Source organism: Pseudomonas putida NBRC 14164 (assembly GCF_000412675.1).
Classification (GTDB): domain Bacteria; phylum Pseudomonadota; class Gammaproteobacteria; order Pseudomonadales; family Pseudomonadaceae; genus Aquipseudomonas; species Aquipseudomonas putida.
This window is the reverse complement of sequence record NC_021505.1, coordinates 974,618-1,000,363: the sequence shown is the minus strand read 5'-3', so window position 1 is coordinate 1,000,363 and position 25,746 is coordinate 974,618. Positions and strand designations below refer to the sequence as shown.

The 25,746-nt window shown below is 63.4% G+C and carries 21 protein-coding genes and 1 pseudogene; 6 read left to right on the top strand and 16 right to left on the bottom strand.

The features are described from left to right. Positions 1–36 precede the first annotated feature (36 nt). Both PP4_RS04415 and PP4_RS04410 read left to right on the top strand, forming a co-directional pair. The gene (locus PP4_RS04415) at positions 37–390 is read left to right on the top strand and encodes an MGMT family protein (RefSeq protein WP_016498067.1); all 354 of its coding nucleotides are present in this window, start codon (positions 37–39) and stop codon (positions 388–390) included. Positions 391–433: 43 nt separating this feature from the next. After that, complete coding sequence (locus PP4_RS04410; RefSeq protein WP_016498066.1) at positions 434–1,981, top strand: AmpG family muropeptide MFS transporter; 1,548 nt, start codon at positions 434–436, stop codon at positions 1,979–1,981. A gap of 71 nt (positions 1,982–2,052) precedes the next feature. Here the strand turns inward: PP4_RS04410 and PP4_RS04405 are convergent, their stop codons facing one another. The 3 genes from PP4_RS04405 to PP4_RS04395 form a co-directional block, all read right to left on the bottom strand. Further along, positions 2,053–3,297: an MFS transporter gene (locus PP4_RS04405; protein WP_016498065.1), complete on the bottom strand. Its 1,245-nt coding sequence runs from the start codon at positions 3,295–3,297 to the stop codon at positions 2,053–2,055. 199 nt (positions 3,298–3,496) lie between these two features. Further along, complete coding sequence (locus tag PP4_RS04400) at positions 3,497–4,339, bottom strand: mechanosensitive ion channel family protein (protein WP_016498064.1); 843 nt, start codon at positions 4,337–4,339, stop codon at positions 3,497–3,499. A gap of 114 nt (positions 4,340–4,453) precedes the next feature. Further along, the gene (locus PP4_RS04395; RefSeq protein ID WP_016498063.1) at positions 4,454–4,939 is read right to left on the bottom strand and encodes a YajQ family cyclic di-GMP-binding protein; all 486 of its coding nucleotides are present in this window, start codon (positions 4,937–4,939) and stop codon (positions 4,454–4,456) included. A 100-nt stretch (positions 4,940–5,039) separates the two neighbouring features. Between PP4_RS04395 and PP4_RS04390 the strand changes: the two genes are divergently transcribed. Genes PP4_RS04390 through PP4_RS04380 form a run of 3 tightly spaced genes read left to right on the top strand, consistent with a single transcriptional unit; the run spans position 5,040 to position 8,588 of the window. After that, positions 5,040–5,957 (top strand): putative 2-dehydropantoate 2-reductase, encoded by a 918-nt coding sequence (locus tag PP4_RS04390; protein WP_016498062.1) that lies wholly within the window; start codon positions 5,040–5,042, stop codon positions 5,955–5,957. A 38-nt stretch (positions 5,958–5,995) separates the two neighbouring features. After that, positions 5,996–8,020 (top strand): sensor histidine kinase, encoded by a 2,025-nt coding sequence (locus PP4_RS04385; protein WP_016498061.1) that lies wholly within the window; start codon positions 5,996–5,998, stop codon positions 8,018–8,020. A gap of 1 nt (position 8,021) precedes the next feature. Then, on the top strand, positions 8,022–8,588 hold the full coding sequence (locus PP4_RS04380) for a cob(I)yrinic acid a,c-diamide adenosyltransferase (RefSeq protein WP_016498060.1): 567 nt from the start codon (positions 8,022–8,024) through the stop codon (positions 8,586–8,588). Positions 8,589–8,710: 122 nt separating this feature from the next. Here PP4_RS04380 and PP4_RS04375 read toward each other — a convergent pair whose 3' ends face one another. From PP4_RS04375 to secA, 4 genes are all read right to left on the bottom strand, one after another. Continuing rightward, positions 8,711–9,655: a Nudix family hydrolase gene (locus PP4_RS04375; RefSeq protein ID WP_016498059.1), complete on the bottom strand. Its 945-nt coding sequence runs from the start codon at positions 9,653–9,655 to the stop codon at positions 8,711–8,713. Then, on the bottom strand, positions 9,652–10,284 hold the full coding sequence (locus tag PP4_RS04370) for a glutathione S-transferase family protein (RefSeq protein ID WP_016498058.1): 633 nt from the start codon (positions 10,282–10,284) through the stop codon (positions 9,652–9,654). Before PP4_RS04370 ends, PP4_RS04375 begins: the two co-directional genes overlap by 4 nt. A 54-nt stretch (positions 10,285–10,338) precedes the next feature. After that, positions 10,339–11,556, bottom strand: coding sequence for a bifunctional glutamate N-acetyltransferase/amino-acid acetyltransferase ArgJ (gene argJ / locus PP4_RS04365; RefSeq protein ID WP_016498057.1), 1,218 nt, complete (start codon positions 11,554–11,556; stop codon positions 10,339–10,341). A 196-nt stretch (positions 11,557–11,752) separates the two neighbouring features. Then, on the bottom strand, positions 11,753–14,488 hold the full coding sequence (gene secA, locus PP4_RS04360) for a preprotein translocase subunit SecA (RefSeq protein ID WP_016498056.1): 2,736 nt from the start codon (positions 14,486–14,488) through the stop codon (positions 11,753–11,755). A 302-nt stretch (positions 14,489–14,790) separates the two neighbouring features. Here secA and PP4_RS04355 point away from each other — a divergent pair, with 302 nt between their 5' ends. After that, positions 14,791–15,246: a DUF721 domain-containing protein gene (locus PP4_RS04355; protein WP_016498055.1), complete on the top strand. Its 456-nt coding sequence runs from the start codon at positions 14,791–14,793 to the stop codon at positions 15,244–15,246. 52 nt (positions 15,247–15,298) lie between these two features. On the opposite strand, the gene lpxC is transcribed toward PP4_RS04355, so the two are convergent. From lpxC to murD, 9 genes and pseudogenes are all read right to left on the bottom strand, one after another. Further along, positions 15,299–16,210, bottom strand: coding sequence for a UDP-3-O-acyl-N-acetylglucosamine deacetylase (gene lpxC, locus PP4_RS04350; RefSeq protein WP_016498054.1), 912 nt, complete (start codon positions 16,208–16,210; stop codon positions 15,299–15,301). A gap of 112 nt (positions 16,211–16,322) precedes the next feature. Then, positions 16,323–17,519, bottom strand: coding sequence for a cell division protein FtsZ (gene ftsZ, locus PP4_RS04345; RefSeq protein ID WP_016488958.1), 1,197 nt, complete (start codon positions 17,517–17,519; stop codon positions 16,323–16,325). A 55-nt stretch (positions 17,520–17,574) separates the two neighbouring features. Continuing rightward, positions 17,575–18,836 (bottom strand): annotated as a pseudogene (gene ftsA, locus PP4_RS04340) (cell division protein FtsA). Positions 18,837–18,850: 14 nt separating this feature from the next. Beyond that, complete coding sequence (locus PP4_RS04335; RefSeq protein ID WP_016498051.1) at positions 18,851–19,720, bottom strand: cell division protein FtsQ/DivIB; 870 nt, start codon at positions 19,718–19,720, stop codon at positions 18,851–18,853. 5 nt (positions 19,721–19,725) lie between these two features. After that, positions 19,726–20,682, bottom strand: coding sequence for a D-alanine--D-alanine ligase (locus tag PP4_RS04330; protein ID WP_016498050.1), 957 nt, complete (start codon positions 20,680–20,682; stop codon positions 19,726–19,728). Further along, positions 20,679–22,127 carry a UDP-N-acetylmuramate--L-alanine ligase gene (gene murC / locus PP4_RS04325; RefSeq protein ID WP_016498049.1) on the bottom strand — a complete coding sequence of 483 codons (1,449 nt, stop codon included), beginning with the start codon at positions 22,125–22,127 and terminating at the stop codon, positions 20,679–20,681. The genes PP4_RS04330 and murC overlap by 4 nt, the downstream gene beginning before the upstream one ends. Next, the gene (murG, locus tag PP4_RS04320; protein ID WP_016498048.1) at positions 22,120–23,199 is read right to left on the bottom strand and encodes an undecaprenyldiphospho-muramoylpentapeptide beta-N-acetylglucosaminyltransferase; all 1,080 of its coding nucleotides are present in this window, start codon (positions 23,197–23,199) and stop codon (positions 22,120–22,122) included. The genes murC and murG overlap by 8 nt, the downstream gene beginning before the upstream one ends. Continuing rightward, positions 23,189–24,403, bottom strand: a complete 1,215-nt coding sequence (ftsW, locus tag PP4_RS04315) for a putative lipid II flippase FtsW (protein ID WP_016488963.1) — start codon at positions 24,401–24,403, stop codon at positions 23,189–23,191. Before ftsW ends, murG begins: the two co-directional genes overlap by 11 nt. Then, positions 24,400–25,746: a UDP-N-acetylmuramoyl-L-alanine--D-glutamate ligase gene (murD, locus tag PP4_RS04310; protein ID WP_041167962.1), complete on the bottom strand. Its 1,347-nt coding sequence runs from the start codon at positions 25,744–25,746 to the stop codon at positions 24,400–24,402. Before murD ends, ftsW begins: the two co-directional genes overlap by 4 nt.

The window sequence follows — 25,746 nt, the reverse complement described above, 5'->3', positions numbered from 1 at the left end:
CCGGTCCAGTTTCATCTACAGCCCAAGGGGGGCCTGATGTCTGATGGATACGAGCACGCCCTGGACAGCGCCGAGGGCCGACGAACGGTGCTGTATTCGGTACTCGGCCAGGTGCCGCCCGGCAAGGTGGTGAGCTACGGCCAGCTGGCCGAGCAGGCGGGGCTGGGCCGCGCGGCACGCTGGGTTGGCCGCACGCTTGGTCAGTTGCCGGCAGATACCCGGCTGCCATGGCACCGGGTGCTTGGCGCAGGTGGGCGGTTGAGCCTTGCATCAGGGACGCCGTCAGGGGATGAACAACGGGCGCGTTTACGCGCGGAGGGTGTGAATGTAACCAACAATCGTGTGGATATGACGCGCCATGGCTGGCGCCCAATGGAGCACAGCGGTTAGAGTGCGCGCTTTGTTTTCGCAAACTTGAGGCAGATGTTGGCCCATGCCCCGTAAAACCTGGCGCGCTGCGCTTGCTGCCTATGCCAGCCCGTCAACCTTGGTACTTTTGCTGCTTGGTTTCGCCGCCGGCCTGCCCTACATGCTGGTGTTCTCGACCCTGTCCGTGTGGTTGCGCGAAGCTGGCGTTGCCCGTGAGACCATTGGTTACGCCAGCCTGATTGGCCTGGCTTACGCCTTCAAGTGGGTGTGGTCGCCGCTGCTCGACCAATGGCGCCTGCCACTGCTCGGCGGCCTGGGCCGACGACGGTCGTGGTTGCTGCTGTCGCAAGCGCTGGTGGTGGTCGGGCTGGTTGGCATGAGCCTGTGCGACCCGCAACAGCACCTGTCGTGGTTGATCGCCATGGCGGTGCTGGTAGCGTTCGCCTCTGCCACCCAGGATATCGCCGTCGACGCGTATCGCCTGGAAATCGCCGACGACCAACGCCAGGCCGCGCTCGCCGCCAGCTACATGGCCGGCTACCGGGTGGCAGCGTTGCTCGCCACGGCCGGCGCGCTGTTCTTTGCCGAGTGGTTCGGCTCCACCGGTTTCAGCTACCTGCACAAAGCCTGGGCCGGCACTTATGTCATGTTCGGGGTGATGATGCTCCCCGCCCTGTTCACCACGCTGGTCATGCGCGAGCCGCCAGTGCCCATGCGCACGCAGTTGTCGGCAGCGCGCTACGGCCTGGTGCACCAGTTGGCGTCGGTGTTCGTGCTGATCATCCTGCTGGTATCGGTACCGGCCAGCTTTACCCAGATGTTCAATACCGGCTGGTCCAGCGTCATTTCCGGTGACGCAACGCCACTCGACCTGCTGCTGGAAGATCGCGCCTTCCTGCGCCTGATCCTTTATGTGCTGCTGAGCTGGGCGTGCCTGTCCAGCCTGGGCCGTCGCGGCCTGGCCCCGGTGCTGACCCCGGTCAACGACTTCATCACCCGCTACCGCTGGCAGGCCCTGTTGCTGCTTGGCCTGATCGCCACGTATCGCATGTCGGACACCGTGATGGGCGTGATGGCCAACGTGTTCTACATCGACATGGGCTTCACCAAGGACCAGATCGCCAGTGTCAGCAAGATCTTCGGCCTGATCATGACCCTGGTCGGCGCCGGGGTCGGCGGCCTGCTGATCGTGCGCTTCGGCATCATGCCGATCCTGTTCATCGGCGGTGTCGCCTCGGCCGGTACCAACATCCTGTTCCTGATGCTGGCCGACATGGGGCCGAACCTGGAAATGCTGGTGGTGACCATCTCGCTGGACAACTTCAGCTCCGGCATGGCCACGTCGGCCTTTGTGGCCTACCTGTCGAGCCTGACCAACCTGAAGTTCTCGGCGACGCAGTACGCGCTGCTCAGCTCGATCATGCTGCTGCTGCCGCGGCTTATCGGCGGGTATTCAGGGGTTATGGTGGAGAAGTTCGGCTACCACGATTTCTTCCTGATCACCGCATTGCTGGGCGTGCCTACGCTGATCCTGATCGCGCTGCAGTGGCGTCAGGAGGCTGGCCGGGGTACGCCGGTGGCAGAGGACAGTTCAGCGGCCGAGCGGCCCTGAAAGAACCCTATCGCCTGTCCCGGCCTCTTCGCAGGTAAACCCGCGAAGAGGCCGGGACTGGCAATCAAACATTACTGCGCGACAGCCCCCTCATCAGGCCGCCCACCTACGACAAACCACAGCGGCCACAACGCCAATGCCCCCGCCACACCCGCCGCCAGGGCAAAGTGCAGCAAGCTGGCCCCGGCGCCGATCATCGCCAGCACCGCTCCGCCCAACCCCAGCAAGGCAATGGTGATCATCCCCAGCATGGCCGAGACCAGGCCTTTGCTCTGTTCGCTGGAGAACAACGTCATGCGGTACAGCACCGCGTTGGCCACACCCAGCCCCAGCGCGTACAGCGACATGCCCGCCACCACACTGGTAACGCTCGGCCAGTACCAGGTTGCCAGCACCATCAGGCACAGGCCAGCCAGGTATGGCCACAGCGCGCCCCGCACCAGGGCAGGCAGCGGGTAGCGGTCGGCGATCCGGTTGATGATCAGGTTACCGAGGATCAGCCCGCCAAATACCGGCAGCTGCCACAAGGCATACGCCATCGTGCTCAGCCCCTCATCGTGGATGAGCAGCACCGGCGACAGGCCGATCCAGCCAATCAGCGGCAAACCGACCAGGCCCAAGGCAGCACTGCCCGCGACAAAGCGCCGGTTGGCCAGCAACTGACCATAGCCCGCCAGCAGTGGCAGCAGATGAATCGGCGTATACGCCAGGCGCGAGCCGTCACGGCGTTCCACACCGAGGGTTTCGGGCATCAGGCGGTACAACAGCCCCCACACCAGCACCGCGCCAATGGCAAAGGCCACGAACAGCCAGCGCCAGTCCAGCCATTGCAGCAGCAAGGTGCCCACCAACGGCCCGAGCAGGGGTGACAGCAAGGCGATGTTGGCCAGCAAGGCCATCATGCGCACGGCGTCAGCCTCGCTGAAGGCTTCGTTCAGGGCCGGGTAGCTGACGGTGACGACAAAGCCCAGGCCGATGCCCTGCAACAGGCGCAGCAGGTTGAACAGGCCAATGTCGTGGACCCAGAAGGTGGCCAGGCACGCAAGGCCGAAGAACGCGCAGCCAACCAACAGCAGCGGGCGCCGGCCATAACGATCGGCCAGCGGGCCGATCAACCATTGCAGTACCACGCCCCCCAACAGATACAGGTTGAGGGCATGGGGGATGTATTCGGGGCTGGCGTTCAGGTCGCCCACCACCACCGGCATGGCCGGCATGACGGCGTCGCTGGCCAGGTAGGTGAGCAGTTCGAACAGGGCCAGGGTCAGGCCGAACAGCAAGGCGCGCAGGGGGGTGATGTACAGCAGTGGCTTCATGATGGCATATCGGGTGTGACAGGTGGGGCCAGGGTATATGCCAGAAAAGCCGAGCAATTGCTGTGAACAAGTGTAAAAACTGGGGCCGCTACGCGCCCCTTCGCGGGCTTGCCGCTCCCACACGGATTGCGGAATCTCTGTGGGAGCGGGCAAGCCCGCGAAGGGGCGCGAAGCGGCCCCGGTCGATGACAAAGCGGTATTACTGCGCTGCAGTCTCCTGCACCACACGGATCACCCGCTGTGGAAACGGAATGTCGATCCCTTCGGCCTTCAACCGGTCACGCGCATGCTCGTTGAGCATGAACATCACGTCCCAGTAATCGGACGTCTTGGTCCACAAGCGCAGCGAGACGGTGATCGAGCTGTCGCCCAGCGTCGCCACTACCGCCTGCGGTGCCGGGTCGGGCAGCACACGCGGGTCCTTGGCCAGCTCCAGCAGCACGTTGCGGGCCTTTTGCAGGTCGGCCTCGTAGTCCACACCCACATCGAACACCACCTTGCGCGTCGGCTGGCGGTTGGTGTTGGTGATGATGCCGTTGGACAGGCTGCCGTTAGGCATGATCACAGTCTTGTTGTCACCGGTACGCAGCACGGTGTGGAAGATCTGGATGCTGTCGACGGTGCCGGCAACGCCCTGCGCCTCGATCCAGTCACCGATACGGAACGGGCGGAACATCAGAATCAGCACACCGCCGGCGAAGTTCGCCAGGCTGCCCTGCAAGGCCAGGCCGATGGCCAGACCAGCGGCACCGATGGCGGCAACGAACGAGGTGGTCTCGATGCCGATCATCGACGCCACGCTGACCATCAGCAGCACCTTCAGCACGATGTTCGCCAGGGTGCTGATGAAACCCTGCAGCGCCAGGTCGGCGTTGCGCAGGCCAACCAGCTTGCCGAGGCGGGCGCTGACCTTGTTGATGATCCACCAACCGACCGCCAGGGTCAGCAGTGCCAGCAGCACGCGGCTGCCGTACTCCATGATCAACGGGATCCAGGTCTGGGATTGGCGGACGAGCTGATCGACTTCAGCGTTCAAATCCATATTCATCTCCTGATGCCGAGCGGCAAGTACACGGTAGAACAGGCTGCGCGCATTTACACAGCCCCGGCCCCCATGGACATCATTACGCCATCGGGGTTCCGGGCAGCACCTGCATCAGTCGCGGAAGTTGTTGAACTGCAGCGGCATGTCGAATTCCTTGGTGCGCAGCAGGGCAATGGCCTCCTGCAAGTCGTCACGCTTCTTGCCGGTTACACGCACCTGCTCGCCCTGGATGGCGGCCTGTACTTTCAGCTTGCCATCCTTGATGGTGGCAACGATCTTTTTCGCCAGGTCCTTGTCGATGCCTTCGCGGAACTTGGCTTCCTGCTTCTTTTCCTTGCCGGAAGGGTACGGGTCCTGGGTTTCCAGGCATTTCACGTCGATCTTGCGCTTGACCAGTGCAAGGCGCAGGATTTCCAGCATCGCTTCGAGCTGGAACTCTTCCTCGGCGGTCAGCAGAACGGTCTGATCTTTTTCCTTGAACTCGAAGGTGCCCTTGCCTTTCAGGTCGTAACGGCGATCAAGTTCCTTGATAGCGTTATCAACGGCGTTCTGCACTTCGTGTTTGTCCAGTTCCGATACCACGTCGAACGAAGGCATGGTTGTTCTCCAAAAAATAAAGCGCGCTCGGTCTGAAGATGGAGCACGCTGAGTTAGACGGTTAAAATGCGGGCTCATTATAACGGGTTGCGAAACGCATATGAGCAGCACCTGGCATATTCTCGGCGCCGGCAGCCTCGGTAGCCTGTGGGCCTGCCGCCTGGCGCGCGCGGGCAAGGCCGTGCGCCTGATCCTGCGTGACGGGCAACGCCTGCACGCCTATCAGCAGTCCGGCGGCCTGACCCTGGTTGAACAGGACCAGCCCCGCCACTACGCCATCCCCGCCGAAACCGCCCAGGCGCAGGGCCCCATCCACCGCCTGCTGGTGGCCTGCAAGGCCTACGACGCGGCGCAGGCCATTGCCGGTGTGGCACCGCGGCTGGCCGAGGGTGCCGAAGTGCTGTTGCTGCAGAACGGCCTGGGCAGCCAGGACGAAGTGGCCGACCTGGTACCCCACGCACGCTGCATCTTCGCTTCCAGTACCGAAGGTGCCTTTCGCGACGGGGAATGGCAGGTGCGCTTTGCCGGCCACGGTTTCAACTGGCTGGGCGACCCACGCAACCCTGCAATGCCCGCCTGGTTCGATGACCTGCACGAAGCCGGTATCCCTGCCGAGTGGACGGTGGACATCCTCACCCGGCTATGGCGCAAGCTGGCCCTCAACTGCGCCATCAACCCGCTGACCGTGCTGCACGAATGCCAGAACGGCGGCCTGCTGGGGCACCTGGGAGAAGTGGATGCGCTGTGCGCCGAACTGGTCCAGTTGCTGCGGCGCTGCGGCCAGCCGGAAGCGGCAGATGAGCTGAGCGAAGAAGTACAGCGGGTGATCCTTGCCACCGCGGCCAACTACTCTTCCATGTACCAGGACGTGCGCGCGGGCCGACGCACAGAGGTGCACTACCTGCTCGGCCATGCCTGCCGTGCGGCCGGGCGCCATGGCCTGCAATTGCCACTGCTGGAACGCTTGCAACAGCGCCTGGTCGATAACTTGCGCACGCGTGGCTTGCCCTGCGACTGACGCGGCCCTTTCAACCGGATACGGACATTGCCTAGCCCATGACCTTGCGCCAACGCCTGGAAAACCTCCCGGTCGGGCAGAAACTGCTGGCGGCCCTGCTGGTGTTGCTGGTGACCATCCTGCTGGTGGCCAACCTCACCTTCATCAGCGCCGCCTACTGGATCACCCAGGAAAGCATGGCGCCGCAGGCACTGCAGACCATCGGCCGGCTGGTGGCCAACCCGCAACTTGCCGCCCGCGCCGGCGACACCCCGGAAACCGCCAGCGCCCTCCTCAAGGAACTGGACAGCTACACGCCACTACGCGCCGCCGCCGTCTACGGCGGCGATGGACGTATGCTGGCGCAGTTGCAGCATGGCGAGCCGCTGGCCCTGCCCAAGCGTTTTCGCAACATCGACGGCTGGCGCCTGATGGAGTTTCGCAGCACCCAGCTGATCCGCATACCGCGCGACGCCAACCCGCCGGCGCACCTGCTGCTGGTGGCCAGCAGCGAGCTGCCCACGGCGTTCTACACCGGCACCCTGAGCGCCAGCATGGGCATCCTGGTGTTCAGCATCCTGCTGTGGATTGTGGTCGCCCGGCAGATAAAGCGCCTGATCACCCAGCCAATCAACCAGCTTGAGGAGCTCAGCCGCCAGGTTACCCGCGAAGAGAGCTATGCCCTGCGCGCCAAGCGCGGCAACGACGACGAAATCGGCAGCCTGGCCGAAGCCTTCAACACCATGCTCTCGCGCATCGAAGGCCGCGAGCAGCAGCTGAAACGCGCGCGGGACGAATTCCAGAGCGCCTACGACCAGGCCCAGGGCCTGGCCGAGGAAACCCGCCATACCAACCGCAAGCTTGAGCTGGAAGTACAGGTGCGCAGCAAGATCGAGAAAAAACTCACAGGCTTCCAGAACTACCTCAACAGCATCATCGACTCGATGCCCTCGGCGCTGATCGCCCTCGACGAACAACTTTACGTGACCCAGTGGAACCACGAAGCCACGGTGCTTTCCGGTACGCCACTGGACGAAGCGCTGAACCAGCCGGTGTTCATCGCCTTCGAGCCGCTCAAGCCGTTTTTGCCGCAGTTGAAGGAAACCGTGGAGAAGCACCGGGTGGCGAAGATCGAGCGGGTCACCTGGGCCAAGGGCGATGACCTGCGTCACTACGCCCTGACCTTCTACCCGTTGACCGGCGGCGGTGGGCGCGGCGTGGTCATCCGCATCGACGACATTACCCAGCGCCTGTCGCTGGAAGAGATGATGGTGCAATCCGAGAAGATGCTCTCGGTCGGTGGCCTGGCGGCCGGCATGGCCCACGAGATCAACAACCCGCTGGGCGCCATCCTGCACAACGTGCAGAACATTCGCCGGCGCCTGTCGCCCGAGTTGCCGCGCAACCAGGAGCAGGCCGAAGAACTGGACATCGACCTGGCCACGGTCAACCGCTACCTGGAAAGCCGCGAGGTGCCACAGCTGCTCGATGGCATTCAACAGGCCGGCGCCAGGGCAGCGAAGATCGTCACCCACATGCTCAGCTTCAGCCGCCGCAGCAACCGCCAGCTTGCGCCGTGCGACCTGCCGGCACTGATCGACCAGGCGGTGGACATTGCCGGCAATGACTTTGACCTGACCATCGGCTTCGACTTCAAGGGCCAGGCCATCGTGCGCCAGTTCGACCCTGCACTGGGCCCCGTGCCCTGCACGGCCAACGAACTGGAACAGGTACTGCTCAACCTGCTGAAAAACGCGGCGCAGGCCATCCACGTGCGGCCACAGCCCAGCGAGCCCGGGCGCATTACCCTGCGCACCCGGCTAAACCCGCCATGGGCGGAAATCCAGGTTGAGGACAACGGCGTCGGCATGCCCGAGGCCGTGCGCAAACGCACCTTCGAGCCGTTCTTCACCACCAAGGAAATCGGCCAGGGCACTGGCCTGGGCCTGTCGGTTTCGTATTTCATCATCACCAACAACCACAAGGGGCAGATGGAAGTGCAGTCCACGCCCGGCCAGGGCACCTGCTTTACCCTGCGCCTGCCCCTCGTCCAGCCGGCGACGCCGGCCAACACGGAGAAGTGACATGGGCTATCGCCTGTCGAAGATCTACACACGCACCGGCGACAAGGGCGAAACCGGCCTGGGCGACGGACGCCGGGTGCCCAAGGACCACCCTCGGATCGAGGCGATTGGCGAGGTGGACAGCCTGAACAGCCAGTTGGGGCTGCTGCTGGCGGGCCTGGACGAGCAAGGCCTGGACGAGGTGAGCACCGTGCTGGTGCCGTGTCAGCACCGCTTGTTCGACCTGGGCGGTGAGCTGGCGATGCCGAGCTACCAAGCGTTGACCTTGGCAGAGGTCGAGCGCCTGGAGGCGGCCATCGATGTGTGGAACGAAGAGCTGGGGCCGTTGAAGAACTTCATCTTGCCCAGTGGTTCGGCGCTGGTGGCGCAGGCGCATGTGTGCCGCAGCCTGGCGCGCAGTGCGGAGCGGCGGTGCCAGCAGTTGAATGCCGTGGAGCCACTGGAAGGCGTTGGCTTGGCGTATATCAACCGGCTTTCCGATCTATTGTTCGTGGCGGCGCGGATCATCGGGCGGCGCCAGGGGGTGGCTGAGGTTTTGTGGCAGCCAGCGCCAAAGCCTGAGGGCTGATATTACCGGGGCTGCTTTGCAGCCCATCGCCGGCAAGCCAGCTCCCACCGGTTCATCATGAACCCGAAGACAACGCTATACCTGTGGGACCTCGGCGATGGGCCGCAAAGCGGCCGCCTTACTCAGACGTCGGGCCAGAGCGCCCGGATCCCGGCAACACCCTGTGCCCCCACTTCCCAGGCTTGCTCGCGCTGATCAGGCCCTACCCCACCCAGCAGGTAAACCGGCTTGTTGAACCCGGCAATCAACCGCTGCGCCTCATCCCATCCCAACGGCACCGCCTCTGGGTGAGTCTGGGTCGCCTGCACTGGCGACAAGGTGACAAAGTCCACGCCCATCTGTTCAGCAAGCGCCAGCTCCTCGGCGCTGTGGCAGGACGCCGCCAGCCAGCGCTCCTTGGGGAACGGCCGGCCCTTGGCAGCGTACTTGCGCAACTGCGCTGCCGTCAGGTGCCAACCGGCCGACGGGAAATCACCCAGCCATTCCAGCGGCCCCTTGAGCATCAGTTGCGCCTTGCCCCCACACAACCCCACGGCATCCACCGCCACATCACGGTACTTGGGGTCATACATGTCCGGCGCCCGCAACTGGATCAGGCGAGTACCATTGGCCACCGCCTTCTGGATGCCCTTGAGCATCTGTGGCACTTCCAGGCCATCCGGGGTAATCAGGTATTGGTCCGGCAGACGCGCGGCAGCCACGATCGGCTTGTTGGCCTCGGGGAACTCGTATTGCGCCAGGTCCCGTGGCGACACCCACTCCAGCGGCTGCCCTTCTGCGCCATGAGGTTCGCCCGTGAACGCTTCGACTTCGCGCACGTCCAGCAGCACCTGTTTGTCCGGGTAGTCATGGCTGACCTTGATCAGCGCACGCGAGCGGGTCACCTCGATGCCCAGCTCCTCGCGCAGCTCACGGGCCAGCGCCGCTTCCACGCCTTCACCCTCTTCCACCTTGCCACCGGGAAACTCCCACAGGCCGCCCTGGTGCTGGGTATCCGCCCTGCGGGCAATCAGAATACGGCCATCAGTACCGCGAATGACCGCCGCTACAACATGTATCCGTTTCACCCTTCACGCTCCGCCAGGCCGGCCTGCTGCCAAGCCTGGAAGGCTGGCCACTGATAAATGGTTTCGATGTAGGCTGCCGCCTCTGCCGGCACCTCCACGCGGTAGGTGCGCAGGCGCACGGCCACCGGGGCGAAGAAGGCGTCGGCCAGGCTCGGCTTGCCGAACAGGAACGGGCCGCTGTCCTTGGCCACCACGCGGCATTCGGACCACAGCGCGACGATACGGTCGATGTCGACCTGCACGTCCAACGGCACATCGTCCAGGGCCTGGTCACGCGACAGGTCGAACGGCATGGCACCGCGCAAGGCGAAGAAACCGCTGTGCATCTGCGCACAAGCCGAACGGGCCTGGGCACGCGCGGCTACGTCGACAGGCCACAGCTGGGCGTCGGGGTGCTGTTCGTTGAGGTATTCGGCGATGGCCAGGGAATCGGCGATCACACCGTGCCCGGTCTTGAGCAACGGCACTTTGCCGGTGGAGGAGAAAGCGAGGATGCGCTGACGGGTATCAGGCTGGTTGAGCTTGATCAGGGTTTCTTCGTAGGGCACGCCAGCCAGCTCGAGGGCCAGGGCGCCGCGCAGCGACCAGGAAGAATACAGCTTGTCGCCGATGATCAGGTGATAGCTCATGGTTCGGCTCCATCGGTTTGGAATGCTGGGGCTGCTTTGCAGCCCCATTTTCGATCAGGTACGGTACTCGGCGTTGATCTTCACGTACTCGTGGGACAGATCGGTGGTCCAGATGGTTTCGCTGCACTGGCCACGGCCCAGCTCGATGCGGATGGTGATCTCTTCCTGGGCCATCACTGCCGAGCCCTGAGCTTCGGTGTAGCTCGGGTCACGGCCGCCTTTACTGGCGATGCACACGCTGCCCAGGTACACGTCGATCAGGCTTACATCCAGTTCCGGCACGCCAGCACGGCCAACGGCGGCCAGGATGCGGCCCCAGTTCGGATCGGATGCGAAAAGTGCGGTCTTGATCAGTGGCGAATGGGCCACGGCATAGCCGACGTCCAGGCATTCCTGGTGGTTGCCACCACCGTTGACCTGCACGGTTACGAACTTGGTGGCACCTTCGCCGTCACGGACGATGGCCTGGGCCACCTCCATGCACACTTCGAACACGGCCTTTTTCAGGGCTTCGAACAGCGCGCCGCTGGCTTCGGTCACTTCCGGCAGGTTGGCCTTGCCAGTTGCGATCAACATGCAGCAGTCGTTGGTCGAGGTGTCGCCGTCGATGGTGATGCGGTTGAACGACTTGTTGGCGCCGTCCAGCATCAGGTCCTTGAGCACTGCCGGGGCAACCTTGGCATCGGTAGCGATGTAGCCGAGCATGGTGGCCATGTTCGGGCGAATCATGCCTGCACCCTTGCTGATGCCGGTGACGGTAACAGTCACACCATCGTGCTGGAACTGACGGCTGGCGCCCTTGGGCAGGGTATCGGTGGTCATGATGCCGGTGGCAGCTTCAGCCCAATGGTTTTCCGACAGGTTGTCGAGGGCGGCCTGCAGTGCACCTTCGATCTTCTCGACCGGCAGTGGCTCGCCGATCACGCCGGTGGAGAACGGCAGTACCGACTCGGCCGGCACGCCAGCCAGCTCGGCCAGCTTGGCGCAGGTACGTTCGGCGGCGGCCAGGCCGGGCGCGCCGGTACCGGCGTTGGCGTTACCGGTGTTGGTCAGCAGGTAGCGCACGGTGCCCTGTACACGTTGCTTGGACAGGATCACCGGCGCTGCGCAGAAGGCGTTGAGGGTGAACACGCCAGCCACGCTGGAGCCTTCGGCACAGCGCATGACCACCACATCCTTGCGCCCCGGGCGCTTGATGCCGGCAGAAGCGATGCCGAGTTCAAAACCCGGAACCGGGTGCAGGGTGGGCAAAGGACCAAGACCAACAGCCATTAGAGCGCTCCTAGAAAAACGGTGAAGTGATGATGGAAGAGCGGGGCCGCTTCGCGCCCCATTCGCGGCACAAGGCCGCTCCTACAGGGGCATCGCAACCATTGGGTCGGGCGCGGTCCCTGTAGGAGCGGCCTTGTGCCGCGAATGGGCCGCAAAGCGGCCCCCGGATGTTTCAGGTTACAACTGCCTGGTCAAATCACTCGATCTGCCCGTGGCAATGCTTGAACTTCTTGCCCGAACCACACCAGCACGGCTCGTTGCGGCCCAGCTTCTGGTCGTTGCGCACTGGCGCTGCGGCGACCGCCACTTCGGCGCCCTCTTCGCTCAGTTGCTCGCTTTCCAGACCCGGGGCAGGGGCATGCTGGAACTGCATGCGGCTGGCCAGTTCCTCGGCCTCGCGGCGCAGGCGGGCTTCTTCTTCGATCGGATCTTCGCGGCGAACCTGAACGTGCGAAAGCACGCGGATGGTGTCGCGCTTGATCGACTCGAGAAGCTCCTGGAACAGGCTGAACGACTCGCGCTTGTACTCCTGCTTCGGGTTCTTCTGCGCATAGCCACGCAGGTGAATACCGTGACGCAGGTGGTCCATGGTCGACAGGTGGTCTTTCCACAGGTCGTCCAGCACGCGCAGCAGAATCTGCTTCTCGAAGGTACGCAGGGCGTCGATACCGGCCTGGTCTTCCTTCTCGGTGTAGGCGGTGGTGATCTCGTTCAGCAGCTTCTCGCGCAAGGTCTCCTCGTAGAGGTGATCGTCCTCGTCGAGCCACTGCTGGATCGGCAGCTTCATGGCGAAATCGCTGGCCAAAGCAGCTTCCAGGCCGACCACATCCCACTGCTCGGGCAGCGACTGCGGCGGGATGTGCTGGCTGATGGTAGCGTCCAGTACTTCCTGGCGGAATTCTGCGATGGTGTCGCCGATGTTCTCGGCGGCCAGCAGGCTGTTGCGCATGTGGTAGATCACCTTGCGCTGCTCGTTGGCCACGTCGTCGTATTCGAGCAATTGCTTACGGATGTCGAAGTTACGGCCTTCGACCTTGCGCTGGGCCTTCTCGATGGCGTTGGTGACCATGCGGTGTTCGATGGCCTCGCCCGACTGCATGCCCAGTGCCTTCATGAAGTTCTTCACCCGGTCAGAGGCAAAGATGCGCATCAGGCTGTCTTCCAGCGACAGGTAGAAGCGGCTGGAACCCGGGTCACCCTGACGGCCCGAACGGCCACGCAGCTGGTTGTCGATACGGCGCGATTCGTGGCGCTCGGAAGCGATCACGTGCAAGCCGCCCGACTCGATCACTTGCTGGTGACGCTTCTGCCAGTCCGACTTGATCTGGGCGATCTGCTCGGGTGTCGGGTTTTCCAGGGTGGCCACTTCGGCCTCCCAGTTACCGCCCAACAGGATGTCGGTACCACGACCGGCCATGTTGGTGGCGATGGTCAGTGCGCCTGGCGCACCGGCCTGGGCGATGATCTCGGCTTCCTTCTCGTGATACTTGGCGTTCAGTACCTTGTGCTCGATGCCTTCCTTGAGCAGCAGGTTCGACATGTGCTCGGAGGTTTCGATGGTGGCAGTACCCACCAGCACCGGGCGGCCGTGGGTCATGCTTTCCTTGATGTCGGCGATGATCGCGGCGTATTTCTCGTCGGCAGTCAGGTACACCAGGTCGTTGAAGTCTTTACGTGCCAGCGGCTTGTTCGGCGGGATCACCATCACGTTGAGGCCGTAGATGGACTGGAACTCGAACGCTTCGGTGTCGGCGGTACCGGTCATGCCGGACAGCTTGGTGTACAGGCGGAAGTAGTTCTGGAAGGTGGTCGAAGCCAGGGTCTGGCTCTCGGCCTGGATATTCAGGTTCTCTTTCGCCTCGATGGCCTGGTGCAGGCCCTCGGACAGGCGACGGCCCGGCATGGTACGGCCGGTGTGCTCGTCAATCAGCAGGACCTGGCCGTCCTGGACGATGTACTCGACGTTGCGGTGGAACAGCTTGTGCGCGCGCAGGCCAGCGTAAACGTGGGTCAGCAGGCCCAGGTTGTGCGAGGAATACAGGCTCTCGCCCTCGGCCAGCAGGCCGGCCTGGGTGAGCATCTCTTCGATGAACTGGTGACCGGCTTCGTTGAGCTCGACCTGGCGGCTCTTCTCGTCGATGGTGAAGTGGCCTTCCTGGGTAACCTGGCCTTCGACTTCTTCGATGTGCTGGGTCAGGCGCGGGATCAGGCGGTTGATCTCGATGTACAGCTTGGAGCTGTCTTCAGCCTGGCCGGAAATGATGAGCGGGGTACGCGCCTCATCGATGAGGATGGAGTCGACTTCGTCGATTACCGAGAAGTTGAGTTCACGCTGGAACTTCTCTTCCTGGCTGAACGCCATGTTGTCGCGCAGGTAGTCGAAACCGAATTCGTTGTTGGTGCCGTAGGTAATGTCGGACGCATAGGCGGCGCGCTTTTCTTCCGGCGGCTGGAAGGCCGAAACGATACCGACCGACAGGCCGAGGAATTCGTAGAGCGGACGCATCCAGTTGGCGTCACGGCGGGCCAGGTAGTCGTTGACGGTGACCACGTGCACGCCCTTGCCGGACAGTGCGTTGAGGTACACGGCCAAGGTACCGACCAAGGTCTTGCCTTCACCGGTACGCATTTCTGCGATCATACCCTCGTGCAGGGTCATGCCACCGATCAGCTGCACATCGAAGTGGCGCATGCCCATTACGCGCTTGCCGGCCTCTCGGGCCACAGCGAAGGCTTCAGGCAGCAATTGGTCCAGTGTCTCGCCTTTGGCCAAGCGCTCCTTGAACTCTGCGGTCTTGCCCCGCAGTTGCTCGTCGGAGAGGGCCACCATCTTCTCTTCGAAGGCATTGACGATACTCACCGTCTTGAGCATGCGTTTCACTTCACGCTCGTTCTTGCTTCCAAAAAGTTTTTTTAACAAAGGCGCAAACATATCGGCAGGATCTTCCACACGTAGGGATGGAGGGCGGCCCCATGAGTCGCCCGTGCAGCCCTGAGGCCGCATGCGAACGAGCATTCTACCCGGAAACGATGGTGAGGAAAGTGGTGGATTTCCACGATGCTATTACAGCGTTTTGGCAGGGGCCTGTCTTAGATAGGGGCATTTTCCCTGAGTTCAAGCCTTGGCAACATGAAAGCTATCGAGAACCAGTCTTATCTTCTATTACCCGGGAAGAGGCCGGCACAGGCTATAGAGGTGTTAGACTGCTGCCCTTGCAACCTCATGCGTACCCCATGGCCTACAAACCCTCCCCTGCCCAGCCACCCTCCGCACTGCTGCGCCAGGTGCGCCCGTTGCGCCTGCTGCTTAACCAGGCCGAACGCCTGGAGCACCTGCAGCGCCTGCTGGAAAGCCAGCTGCAACCGGCTGCCCGGGAGCACTGCCATGTGGCGTCGTGGCGCGATGGCACTTTGTTGCTGGTAGTTACCGACGGCCATTGGGCAACCCGCCTGCGCTACCAGCAAAAGCGCCTGCTGGCAGCATTACAAGCCATGGAAGCATTCGGCAACCTCAGGCGCATGCTCTACAAGGTGCAGCCACCGCTAGTGCCAGCCAAGCGAGGTGGGCATGCTGCAGAGCTGTCGATCAGCGCCGCCGAAAGCCTGCGCGACACCGCCGAGGGCATCACCGACCCCAAGCTGCGCGCAGCGCTGGAACGGTTGGCCGCCCACGCCAGGAACAAGCCATAAAAAAGGCCACCCGAAGGTGGCCTTGATACAACACTAGAGAGAGTGTTCGAACTTACACGGCCGCAACAGGGCGCATGTACGAGATCGGTGCCGTGCTGGCATCTTCGAAAGTGACCACTTCCCAGGCATCGGTTTCTGCAATCAGCTTGCGCAGCAGCTGGTTGTTCAGCGCGTGGCCGGACTTGTAGCCCTTGAACTCGCCGATCAGGCTGTTGCCCAGCAGATAGAGGTCGCCAATGGCGTCGAGGATCTTGTGCTTGACGAATTCGTCATCGGAACGAAGGCCGTCTGCGTTAAGCACACCGGTCTCGTCGACCACGATGGCGTTCTCGACACTGCCGCCCAGCGCAAGGTTGTGCTTGCGCAGGTACTCGATGTCACGCATGAAACCGAAGGTACGCGCGCGGCTGACTTCCTTCACAAACGAGGTGCTGGAGAAGTCGACGACCGCACTCTGGGTCTGGCCCTTGAGGACCGGGTGATCGAAGTCGATCTCGAAGCTCACCTTGAACCCTTCGAAAGGCAGGAACGTGGCGCGCTTGTCGCCCTCTTCCACGGTTACCTCACGCAGGATGCGGATGAACTTCTTGGCTGCGTCCTGCTCTTCCAGGCCGGCAGACTGAATCAGGAATACAAAGGGTCCGGCGCTGCCGTCCATGATCGGCACTTCCGAGGCGGAGAGCTCGACGTAGGCGTTATCGATGCCCAGGCCCGCCATGGCGGAGAGCAGGTGCTCGACCGTATCGACCTTGACGTCACCGTTGACCAGCGTCGTCGACATGGTTGTCTCGCCGACGTTGGCCGCACGCGCAGGGATTTCGACCACAGGGTCGAGATCGGCGCGGCGGAAGACGATGCCGGTGTCCACAGGTGCAGGCTTGAGGGTCAGGTAAACCTTCTCCCCAGAGTGCAGACCGATACCTGTGGCACGGATGGTATTCTTCAGGGTGCGTTGTTTAATCATGGCATTGGCCGCTTCAGCGCAAATTGCGAACAGGTATCAACAAAGGCTGGGGATGATAACAGACCCAACCTTTGATGAATACCAATCACCTTTATACCCCTGATAAATTCCATTAATCAGCCTGGCGACGCAGGAAAGCCGGGATATCGAGGTAGTCCAGGTCATCCTGAGGGTTCAGTTTAGCGGCTGCAGCAGCACCTGCATGGGCCTGGTTGCGCATCACAGTCGGGCGCTCCAGGTCACGGTAGTTGACCGCTGGCTGCTCCTGGCGAACCGGTGCAGGGTTGGAAGCTTCGTACGCCTGCTGGGCAGTCTGCAGGGTGTTGTCGACCACTTTGACCGGTTTCTCAATGCGCGCGCCCAGGCCAGTGGCCACAACGGTCACGTGCAGTTCGTCGCGCATGTCCGGGTCGATCACGGTGCCCACCTTGACCATGGCGTGGTCAGAGGCGAAGGCTTCGATGATGCTACCCACATCGGAGTACTCACCCAGCGACAGGTCCGGGCCTGCGGTGATGTTCACCAGGATGCCACGGGCGCCCTGCAGGTTGACGTCTTCCAGCAGCGGGTTGCGGATCGCCGCCTCGGTGGCTTCACGCGCACGGTTCGGGCCGCTGGCACAGCCAGTACCCATCATCGCCATGCCCATTTCACCCATCACGGTACGCACGTCGGCGAAGTCGACGTTGATCATGCCAGGGCGTTTGATGATGTCGGAGATACCGCGAACGGCACCGGCCAGTACATCGTCGGCCTTGGCGAAGGCGGACAGCAGGCTGGCATCCTTGCCCAGGATGGTCAGCAGTTTCTCGTTGGGAATGGTGATCAACGAGTCGACGCTTTCAGCCAGCATGCGGATGCCTTCATCGGCGATCTGCATACGTTTGCGGCCTTCGAACGGGAACGGGCGGGTCACCACGGCTACGGTGAGAATGCCCATTTCCTTGGCCACTTCGGCAATGATCGGCGCTGCACCGGTACCGGTACCGCCACCCATGCCAGTGGTGATGAACACCATGTTGGTGCCCTGCAGCACTTCGGCGATGCGCTCACGGTCTTCCAGCGCAGCCTGACGGCCGACTTCCGGATTGGCACCGGCACCCAGGCCCTTGGTCACACCAGTGCCCAATTGCAGGATGGTGCGCGCGCCAATGCTTTTCAGCGCCTGGGCATCGGTGTTGGCGCAGATGAATTCCACACCTTCGATGCTGCTCTTGACCATGTGGTTGACGGCGTTGCCACCACCACCACCAACGCCGATCACCTTGATGACCGGACTTTGCGGGACGTTGTCTACGAGCTCGAACATTTTCCCTCTCCTTACAGTTCTCTAGTTGTTGCGCCTACCACTACTGCTTTGAAACTTAGAAGTTGCCCTGGACCCACTTCTTGAAGCGCTCAAGCACTGGGGCCTTCGGTTCATCGCCATAGCTGTTGTTGCTGCTGTTGGTGTTACCGGTCAGGATCAGGTCCTCGGACTGCTTCAGCAGGCCGTAAGTGAGCAAGCCCACACCGGTGGAATAGATCGGGTTGCGAACCACGTCGCTCAGCCCCCGAACGCTGTGCGGTACGCCCAGGCGTACCGGCATGTGGAAGATTTCCTCGGCCAGTTCCACGGCACCTTCCATCTTCGCGGTGCCGCCGGTGAGGACGATGCCGGCTGGCACCAGGTCCTCGTAGCCGCTGCGGCGCAGCTCGGCCTGGATCAGGGTGAAGAGCTCGTCGTAACGTGGCTCCACCACCTCGGCCAGGGCCTGGCGCGACAGCTCGCGCGGTGGGCGGTCGCCCACGCTCGGCACCTTGATGGTCTCGCCGGCGCCAGCCAGTTTGGCCAGGGCGCAGGCGTAGCGAATCTTGATTTCTTCGGCGTACTGGGTAGGGGACGCAGGGCCATGGCGATATCGTTGGTCACCTGGTCGCCGGCAATCGGGATTACCGCGGTATGACGGATGGCGCCCTCGGTGAAGATGGCGATGTCGGTGGTGCCGCCACCGATGTCCACCAGGCACACGCCCAGTTCTTTTTCATCGTCGGTCAGCACCGAGTAGGCCGAAGCCAGCTGCTCAAGGATGATGTCGTCGATTTCCAGGCCGCAGCGGCGTACGCATTTCTCGATGTTCTGCGCCGCGTTGACTGCGCAGGTGACCACGTGGACCTTGGCTTCCAGGCGCACGCCGGACATGCCCAGCGGCTCGCGCACGCCTTCCTGGTTGTCGATCACGTAGTCCTGCGGCAGGGTGTGCAGCACGCGCTGGTCGGCCGGAATCGCCACGGCCTGGGCGGCGTCGAGTACACGTTCCAGGTCGGCCAGGCTGACCTCGCGGTCGCGGATGGCGACGATGCCGTGGGAGTTCAGGCTGCGGATGTGGTTGCCGGCTACCCCGACGAAGGCCGAGTGGATACGGCAGCCGGCCATCAGCTGGGCCTCTTCCACGGCGCGCTGGATCGACTGCACGGTGGACTCGATGTTCACCACCACGCCTTTCTTCAGGCCGCGGGACGGATGGGTGCCGATCCCGACGATTTCCAGGGTACCGTCTTCGCCCACTTCGCCCACCAGCGCCACCACCTTGGAGGTGCCAATGTCCAGCCCGACGATCATTTTGCCGCTATGCGCGTTTGCCATGGTCCTGCCTCTCTCTAATTCTTCGCAACGGCGGGTTGGGCCGTCGTCGGTGCAATCGGTTCCCGCCAACCAACGGCAAGTCCGTTGGAATAACGCAGATCAATGCGGGCGATAGTGGTGATCTGGTCTTTGAGTGTCTTGTCGTAAATGGCAATGAAACGGCGCATCTTCTCCACCAGATGGTCGCGCCCCAACAGCAGCTCGATGCCTGGCCCGGCGCTGCTTGCACCGGTGGTCAGGAACCAGCTGCCTCGCTCGCGCAGCTCCAGGCGAGCAATGGAAAAGCCCATGGGGCGCAGCATCTGGCTCAATACCTGGTACTGCTGCATGACTTGTTGCTGAGCACGCTGGGGCCCGGCCAACTGCGGCAGGTGCTCGTAGTTGGCCAGTTCGCGCGGGGTGAAGGCCTGGCCCTGGTTGTTGAGCAAGGCTTCGTCACCCCAGCGCGCCACCGGCAGCTGTTCTTCCAGGCGGATCACCACCTCGTCAGGCCACACCCGGCGCACTTCGGCGTGGGCGATCCATGGCATCTGTTCGAGCTCCGCACGCATCGCTGGCAGGTCGACGCTGAAGAAGCTCGCCGCCACGTAGGGCGCGATGCGCTGCTGCACCGACTGCTGGCTGATGTAGCTGAGGTCGCCTTGCACGTCGATCTTGGTGATCGGCCGGTCGGCATACGGCATCAGGCGAATGGCGCCTTCGTAGGCACCAAAGCCGGCCGCCACCAGCAGCACCGGCCACAGCAGGCGCTTGAGGCCTCCCAGGCTTGGCCGCGGCAGGCGCGCCGATACGGGCTCGTCGGCCACCAGCCGGCTGGCACCACGCGGCACCGGCTTGCTACGGCCGGTAACGGGTTGCTGCTGACGTATCATCGCGCCTTGCATGGTTGTTAACCTCGCGTCGTCACGCTATCAGCCAGGATTGCCAGCACCAGTTGCTGGAAGTCCAGGCCAGCCGCGCGGGCCGCCATTGGCACCAGGCTATGATCAGTCATGCCCGGTGCGGTGTTGACTTCGAGCAGCCAGAACCGGCCCTGCTCGTCCTGCATCACGTCCAGCCGCCCCCAGCCTTCGATGCCGATGGCATCACAGGCGCGTGCGGTCAGGTCGATCAGTTCCTGTTCCTTGACGCTATCCAGCCCGCACGGGATGCGGTACTGGGTATCGTTGGCGATGTACTTGGCGTCGTAGTCGTAGAACACGTGCGGCGTACCCAGGGCGATCGGCGGCAGCACCTGGCCGCGCAAGACCGCGATGGTGAACTCCGGGCCGTGGATCCACTGTTCCACCAGTACCTGGGAATCGTATTTGGCGGCGTCCTGCCAGGCGGCGACCAGTTCCTGGGCGCTGTTCACCTTGGCCATGCCGATGCTAGAGCCTTCATGGGCGGGTTTGACGATAAGCGGGAAGCCCAGTTCCGTACTGGCCAACAAACAATCGTTTTCGCTCGCCAACACCGCGTGACGCGGGGTCGGAATGCCCAGGCTCTGCCACACCTGCTTGGTGCGCAGCTTGTCCATGGCCAGCGCCGAGGCAAGGATGCCACTGCCGGTGTAAGGGATGCCCAGGCACTCCAGCAGGCCTTGCATGCTGCCGTCTTCACCGCCACGGCCGTGCAGGATGATGAAGGCGCGGTCGATCTTTTCGCTTTGCAGCCGCGTGAGCAGGTCGTCACCGACGTCGATGGCGACCACGTCGACACCGGCAGTGGTCAGCGCGTCGATCACTGCCGCACCGGACTTCAGCGACACTTCACGCTCGGCGCTTTTGCCACCGTACAGCACGGCGACGCGGCCGAACGCCTTGACGTCCAGGGTCGAGTGCAGTTTTTCGTAGGCGCTGGTCATTTCGACTTCTCCTGCTTGGCGCCAGCGAACAGCGGGCTTTTCATCAATTGCGGGGCCAGGCCACCGACATCACCGGCACCCTGGCAGATCAGGATGTCGCCAGCGCGCAGCAGTGGCTTGACCAGCGGTGCCAGCTCGGCGCCGCGCTCGATGTAGATCGGGTCCAGCTTGCCGCGCTGGCGGATGCTGTGGCACAGCTGACGGCTGTCGGCACCCGGGATCGGCTCTTCGCCCGCCGGGTAGACCTCCATCAGCAGCAGCACGTTGGCATCGCCCAGCACCTGGACGAAATCGTCGTACAGGTCGCGGGTGCGGCTGTAGCGGTGCGGCTGGTAGACGATCACCAGGCGGCGGCTTGGCCAGCCACCGCGCACGGCCTTGATTACCGCAGCCACTTCGGTCGGGTGGTGGCCATAGTCGTCGACCAGCATCACGCTGCCGCCTTCCACCGGCAGTTCGCCGTACACCTGGAACCGGCGGCCGACACCCTGGAAGCCGGACAGGCCCTGGACGATGGCTTCGTCGCTAATGCCCTCGTCGGTGGCGATGGCGATGGTGGCCAGTGCGTTGAGCACGTTGTGGTTACCAGGCATGTTCACCGACACTTCCAGCGGCTCGCAGTCACGGCGCAGCACGGTGAAGTGGGTCTGCATGCCCTGCTGGCGCACGTTGATGGCGCGGATGTCGGCCTCTTCGCTGAAGCCGTAGGTCACCGTCGGGCGTTTTACCTGTGGCAGGATTTCGCGCACCACCGGGTCGTCCAGGCACATCACCGCCAGGCCGTAGAACGGCAGGTTGTGCAGGAACTCGACGAAGGTTTTCTTCAGCTTGTTGAAGTCACCTTCGTAGGTCGCCATGTGGTCGGCGTCGATGTTGGTGACCACGGCCACCATCGGCTGCAGGTGCAGGAAGCTCGCATCGCTTTCGTCTGCTTCGGCGATCAGGTAGCGACTGGTGCCCAGCTGGGCATTGGTACCGGCAGCGGTCAGGCGGCCACCGATAACGAAAGTCGGGTCCAGGCCACCGGCAGCGAACACCGACGCCAGCAGGCTGGTGGTGGTGGTCTTGCCGTGGGTACCGGCAACGGCCACACCATGACGGTAGCGCATCAGTTCGGCGAGCATTTCGGCACGCGGCACTACCGGAATGCGTCGCTCGAGGGCGGTAGCCACTTCCGGGTTGGCCGGGTTGATGGCACTGGACACCACGAGCACGTCAGCGGTAGCGGCGTTCTCGGCGCGGTGGCCGACGAAGATCTCGGCGCCGAACGACTCCAGGCGCTCGGTCACCGGCGAAGCTTTCAGGTCCGAACCGGACACTTCATAGCCCAGGTTCAGCAACACTTCGGCAATGCCGCACATGCCCACGCCGCCGATACCGACGAAGTGAATACGGCGGATACGGCCCATCTTCGGATGGGGCATGGCTTTCTGGCTTTCAACCATGGGCCACCTCCAGGCAGATATCGACCACGGTGCTGGTTGCAGCAGGTTTGGCCAGGCGCCGTGCGGTGCCTGCCATGACGTTGAGTTTCTCGGGTTGCATCAGCACCTCGTTCAGGCGTTCAGCGAGCTGCGCTGCGCCAGTTGTCGCTTGTGGCATCAGGAAGGCAGCGCCTTCGCGGGCCAGATATTGGGCGTTGTGGGTCTGGTGGTCGTCGATGGCGTGGGGCAAAGGCACCAGCATCGAAGGCAGGCCTGCTGCCGCCAGCTCGCTGACGGTCAGGGCACCGGCCCGGCACACCACCATGTCGGCCCAGCCATAGGCTTGGGCCATGTCCTTGATGAACGGCTCTACCTGAGCCTCGACGCCCGCCTCGTGATAACGCTCGGCGGTGATTGGCGCGTGTTGCTTGCCGGCCTGGTGGAACACCTCTGGCCGCAGCGCGGCAGGGACCTCGGACAGGGCCTTAGGCAACAATTTGTTCAATGGTTCCGCACCCAGGCTGCCACCGAGCACCAGCAGGCGCGCACGGCGCTGGGCCAGGGGCGCGCGTTGTGCATCCATGAACAGCTCCGGGCGCACCGGGTTGCCGGTGGTGCGACGCTTGTCGCTGGCCTCGAAGGTGTTCGGGAAAGCTTCGCAGACCCGCGCCGAGAGTGGCACCAGCAACCGATTGGCGGTACCGGCACGGGCGTTCTGCTCGTGGATCACCAGCGGCACGCCGCACAGCCGCGCGGCCACACCGCCGGGGCCGGTCACGTAGCCGCCAAAGCCCAGCACGCAGACCGGCTTGAGCTGGCGAATGATGCGTCGCGCCTGCAGCACGGCCTTGACAAGGGTAAATGGCGCCTTGAGCAACGACAGTTTGCTTTTGCCGCGCAGGCCGCTGACCTGGATAAGGTGCAGTGGCAGGCCAGCCTGTGGCACCAGCTCGTTCTCGATGCCACGTGGGGTGCCCAGCCAGTGCACGGTAAACCCACGCGCCTGGAACTCACGGGCGCAGGCCAGGGCCGGGAATACATGGCCCCCGGTGCCGCCCGCCATGATCAGTATGTTCTTGCCGTCAGCGGCCATGACTGGTCTCCTCGGCAAAATCGCTTTCGCTGAACTCGTGTTCCTCGCTGCCCAGGTGCGTACGGCTCTCCCACTCGATACGCAGCAACAGGCCTACGCAGGCGCAACAGATCACCAGCGAACTGCCCCCGTAACTGAGGAACGGCAGCGTCAGGCCCTTGGTTGGCAGCAGGCCGACGTTTACCCCGATGTTGATCAGGAACTGGCCGATCCACAGGAACGCCAGGCCGAAGGCCACATAGGCGGCAAAGAACTGCTTGGCCTTCTCGGCCCACAGGCCGATGTACAGGGCACGCACGGTCACGAACACGAACAGTGCAATGGTCAGCAGCGAACCGACCACGCCCAGCTCTTCGGCCAGTACCGAGAACACGAAGTCGGTGTGCGCTTCGGGCAGGTAGAACTGCTTCTGCACGCTGTTGCCCAGGCCAACACCCAGCCACTCGCCACGGCCGAAGGCGATCAGTGCCTGGGTCAGCTGGTAACCCGAGCCAAACTGGTCGGACCACGGGTCGGTGAAGGTGATAAGCCGCGCCATCCGGTAGGGCTGCGCCTGTACCAGCACAAACACCGCCAGCACCGCCAACACCACCATGAGGCTGAAGCGGAACAGCCCCACCCCGCCGAGGAACAGCATGGCCGCCGCCGCGCCCATCATCACCACGGTGGCACCGAAGTCCGGCTCCATCAGCAGCAGGGCGGCCATCGGCAGCAGCACGATGAACGGCTTGAAGAAGCCCATCCAGGTTTCGCGCACTTCGGTCTGCCGGCGCACCAGGTAACCCGCCAGGTAGACGACCACGAACACCTTGGCGATTTCCGAAGGCTGGACGTTGAAGAAGCTGAAGCCGATCCAGCGCATGGAGCCGTTCACTTCGCGGCCGATACCCGGCACCAGCACCAGTACCAACAGGCCGAAGGCGCCCAGCAGCATCATGAAGCCCATGCGCTGCCAGGTGGCGATCGGCACCAGCATGGTCGCGCCGCAGGCAACCAGGCCAAGGAACACGTAAACCAGGTGGCGGAACATGTGGTAAAGCGGGTTGCCCGACTGCACCGCGGCCACTTCCGAGGACGCCGAGGTGATCATCACCAGGCCCAGGCCAAGCAAGGCCAGGCAGCCGGCGAGCATCGGGAAGTCCAGGTCGATGCCACGACCGCTGATCAGCGGCGACGGGTAGGGCTTGAAGATGCCGAAGATCATGCAAGACCTCCCGCTGCCTGGGCAAACAGTCGCCCGCGCTCTTCAAAGTTCTTGAACATGTCGAGGCTGGCGCACGCCGGCGACAGCAGCACCGCATCGCCGGCCTGGGCCAGTTCGGCACCCTGCTGCACCGCGTCCTCGAGGGTCTTGACCCGTACCAGCGGTACGTCATCACCCAACGCTTCGGCCAGGCGCTCGGCATCACGGCCAAGCAATACCACGGCGCGGCAGAAGCGCTTGACGGGCTCGCGCAACGCAGTGAATTCAGCACCTTTGCCGTCGCCACCGGCGATCAGCACCAACTTGCCTTCGATATCGGCACCCAGGCCTTCGATGGCGGCCAGGGCAGCACCGACGTTGGTGGCCTTGGAGTCGTCGTACCAGTTCACGCCATTACGCTCGCGCACCCACTGGCACCGGTGGGCCAGGCCACCGAACTCACGCAGGGCTTCGAGCATGGGCTCGAACGGCAGGCCAGCGGCATGCCCCAGGGCCAGTGCCGCCAGGGCATTGGACTGGTTGTGGGCACCACGCACCTTCAGCTCGCGCGCCGGCATCAGCGCCTGAAACTCGAACGCCAGGTACTTTTCACCGTCCACTTCACGCAGGCCAAAGGCCTTGAAGTCGGGTTGGTTGAGGCCGAAGGTCCAGCACGGGCGGCCTTCCACCGGCAGTGGCCGGCTCAGGGCGTCCTGGCGGTTGACAACCACCTGGCGGGCACCGCGGAAAATCCGGTGCTTGGCCAGGTGGTAGGCCGGCAGGCCGCTGTAGCGGTCCATATGGTCTTCGCTGATGTTCAGCACAGTGGCCACTTCTGCGTTGAGCTGGTCGGTGGTTTCCAGTTGGAAACTGGACAGCTCCAGCACGTACAGCTCGACGTCATCAGCCAGCAAGTCCAGCGCCGGGGTACCGAGGTTGCCGCCCACCGCCACGCGCTTGCCGGCCTTGGCGGCCATTTCGCCGACCAGAGTGGTGACGGTGCTCTTGGCGTTGGAGCCACTGATGGCAACGATCGGCGCCTTGGCGTGCCGGGCGAACAGCTCGATGTCACCGGACAGCTTCACGCCACGCGCGGCTGCCTGCTGCAGGGCCGGGGTTGCCAGGGCCAGGCCAGGGCTCACGTACAGCTCGTTGGCGCGGCACAGGAAGTCCACGTCCAGCTCGCCACAGCGCACTTCCACCTGCGGGTAATCACGGCGCAGGGTGTCCAGTTCCGGCGGTTGCTCGCGGGTGTCGGCGACCGCAAAGGCAATGCCCCGGTTCGCCAGGAAGCGAACCAGGGACATGCCGCTCTTGCCGAGGCCGACAACGATGCGGAATTGGTCGGAAGCGATCAAAGACAC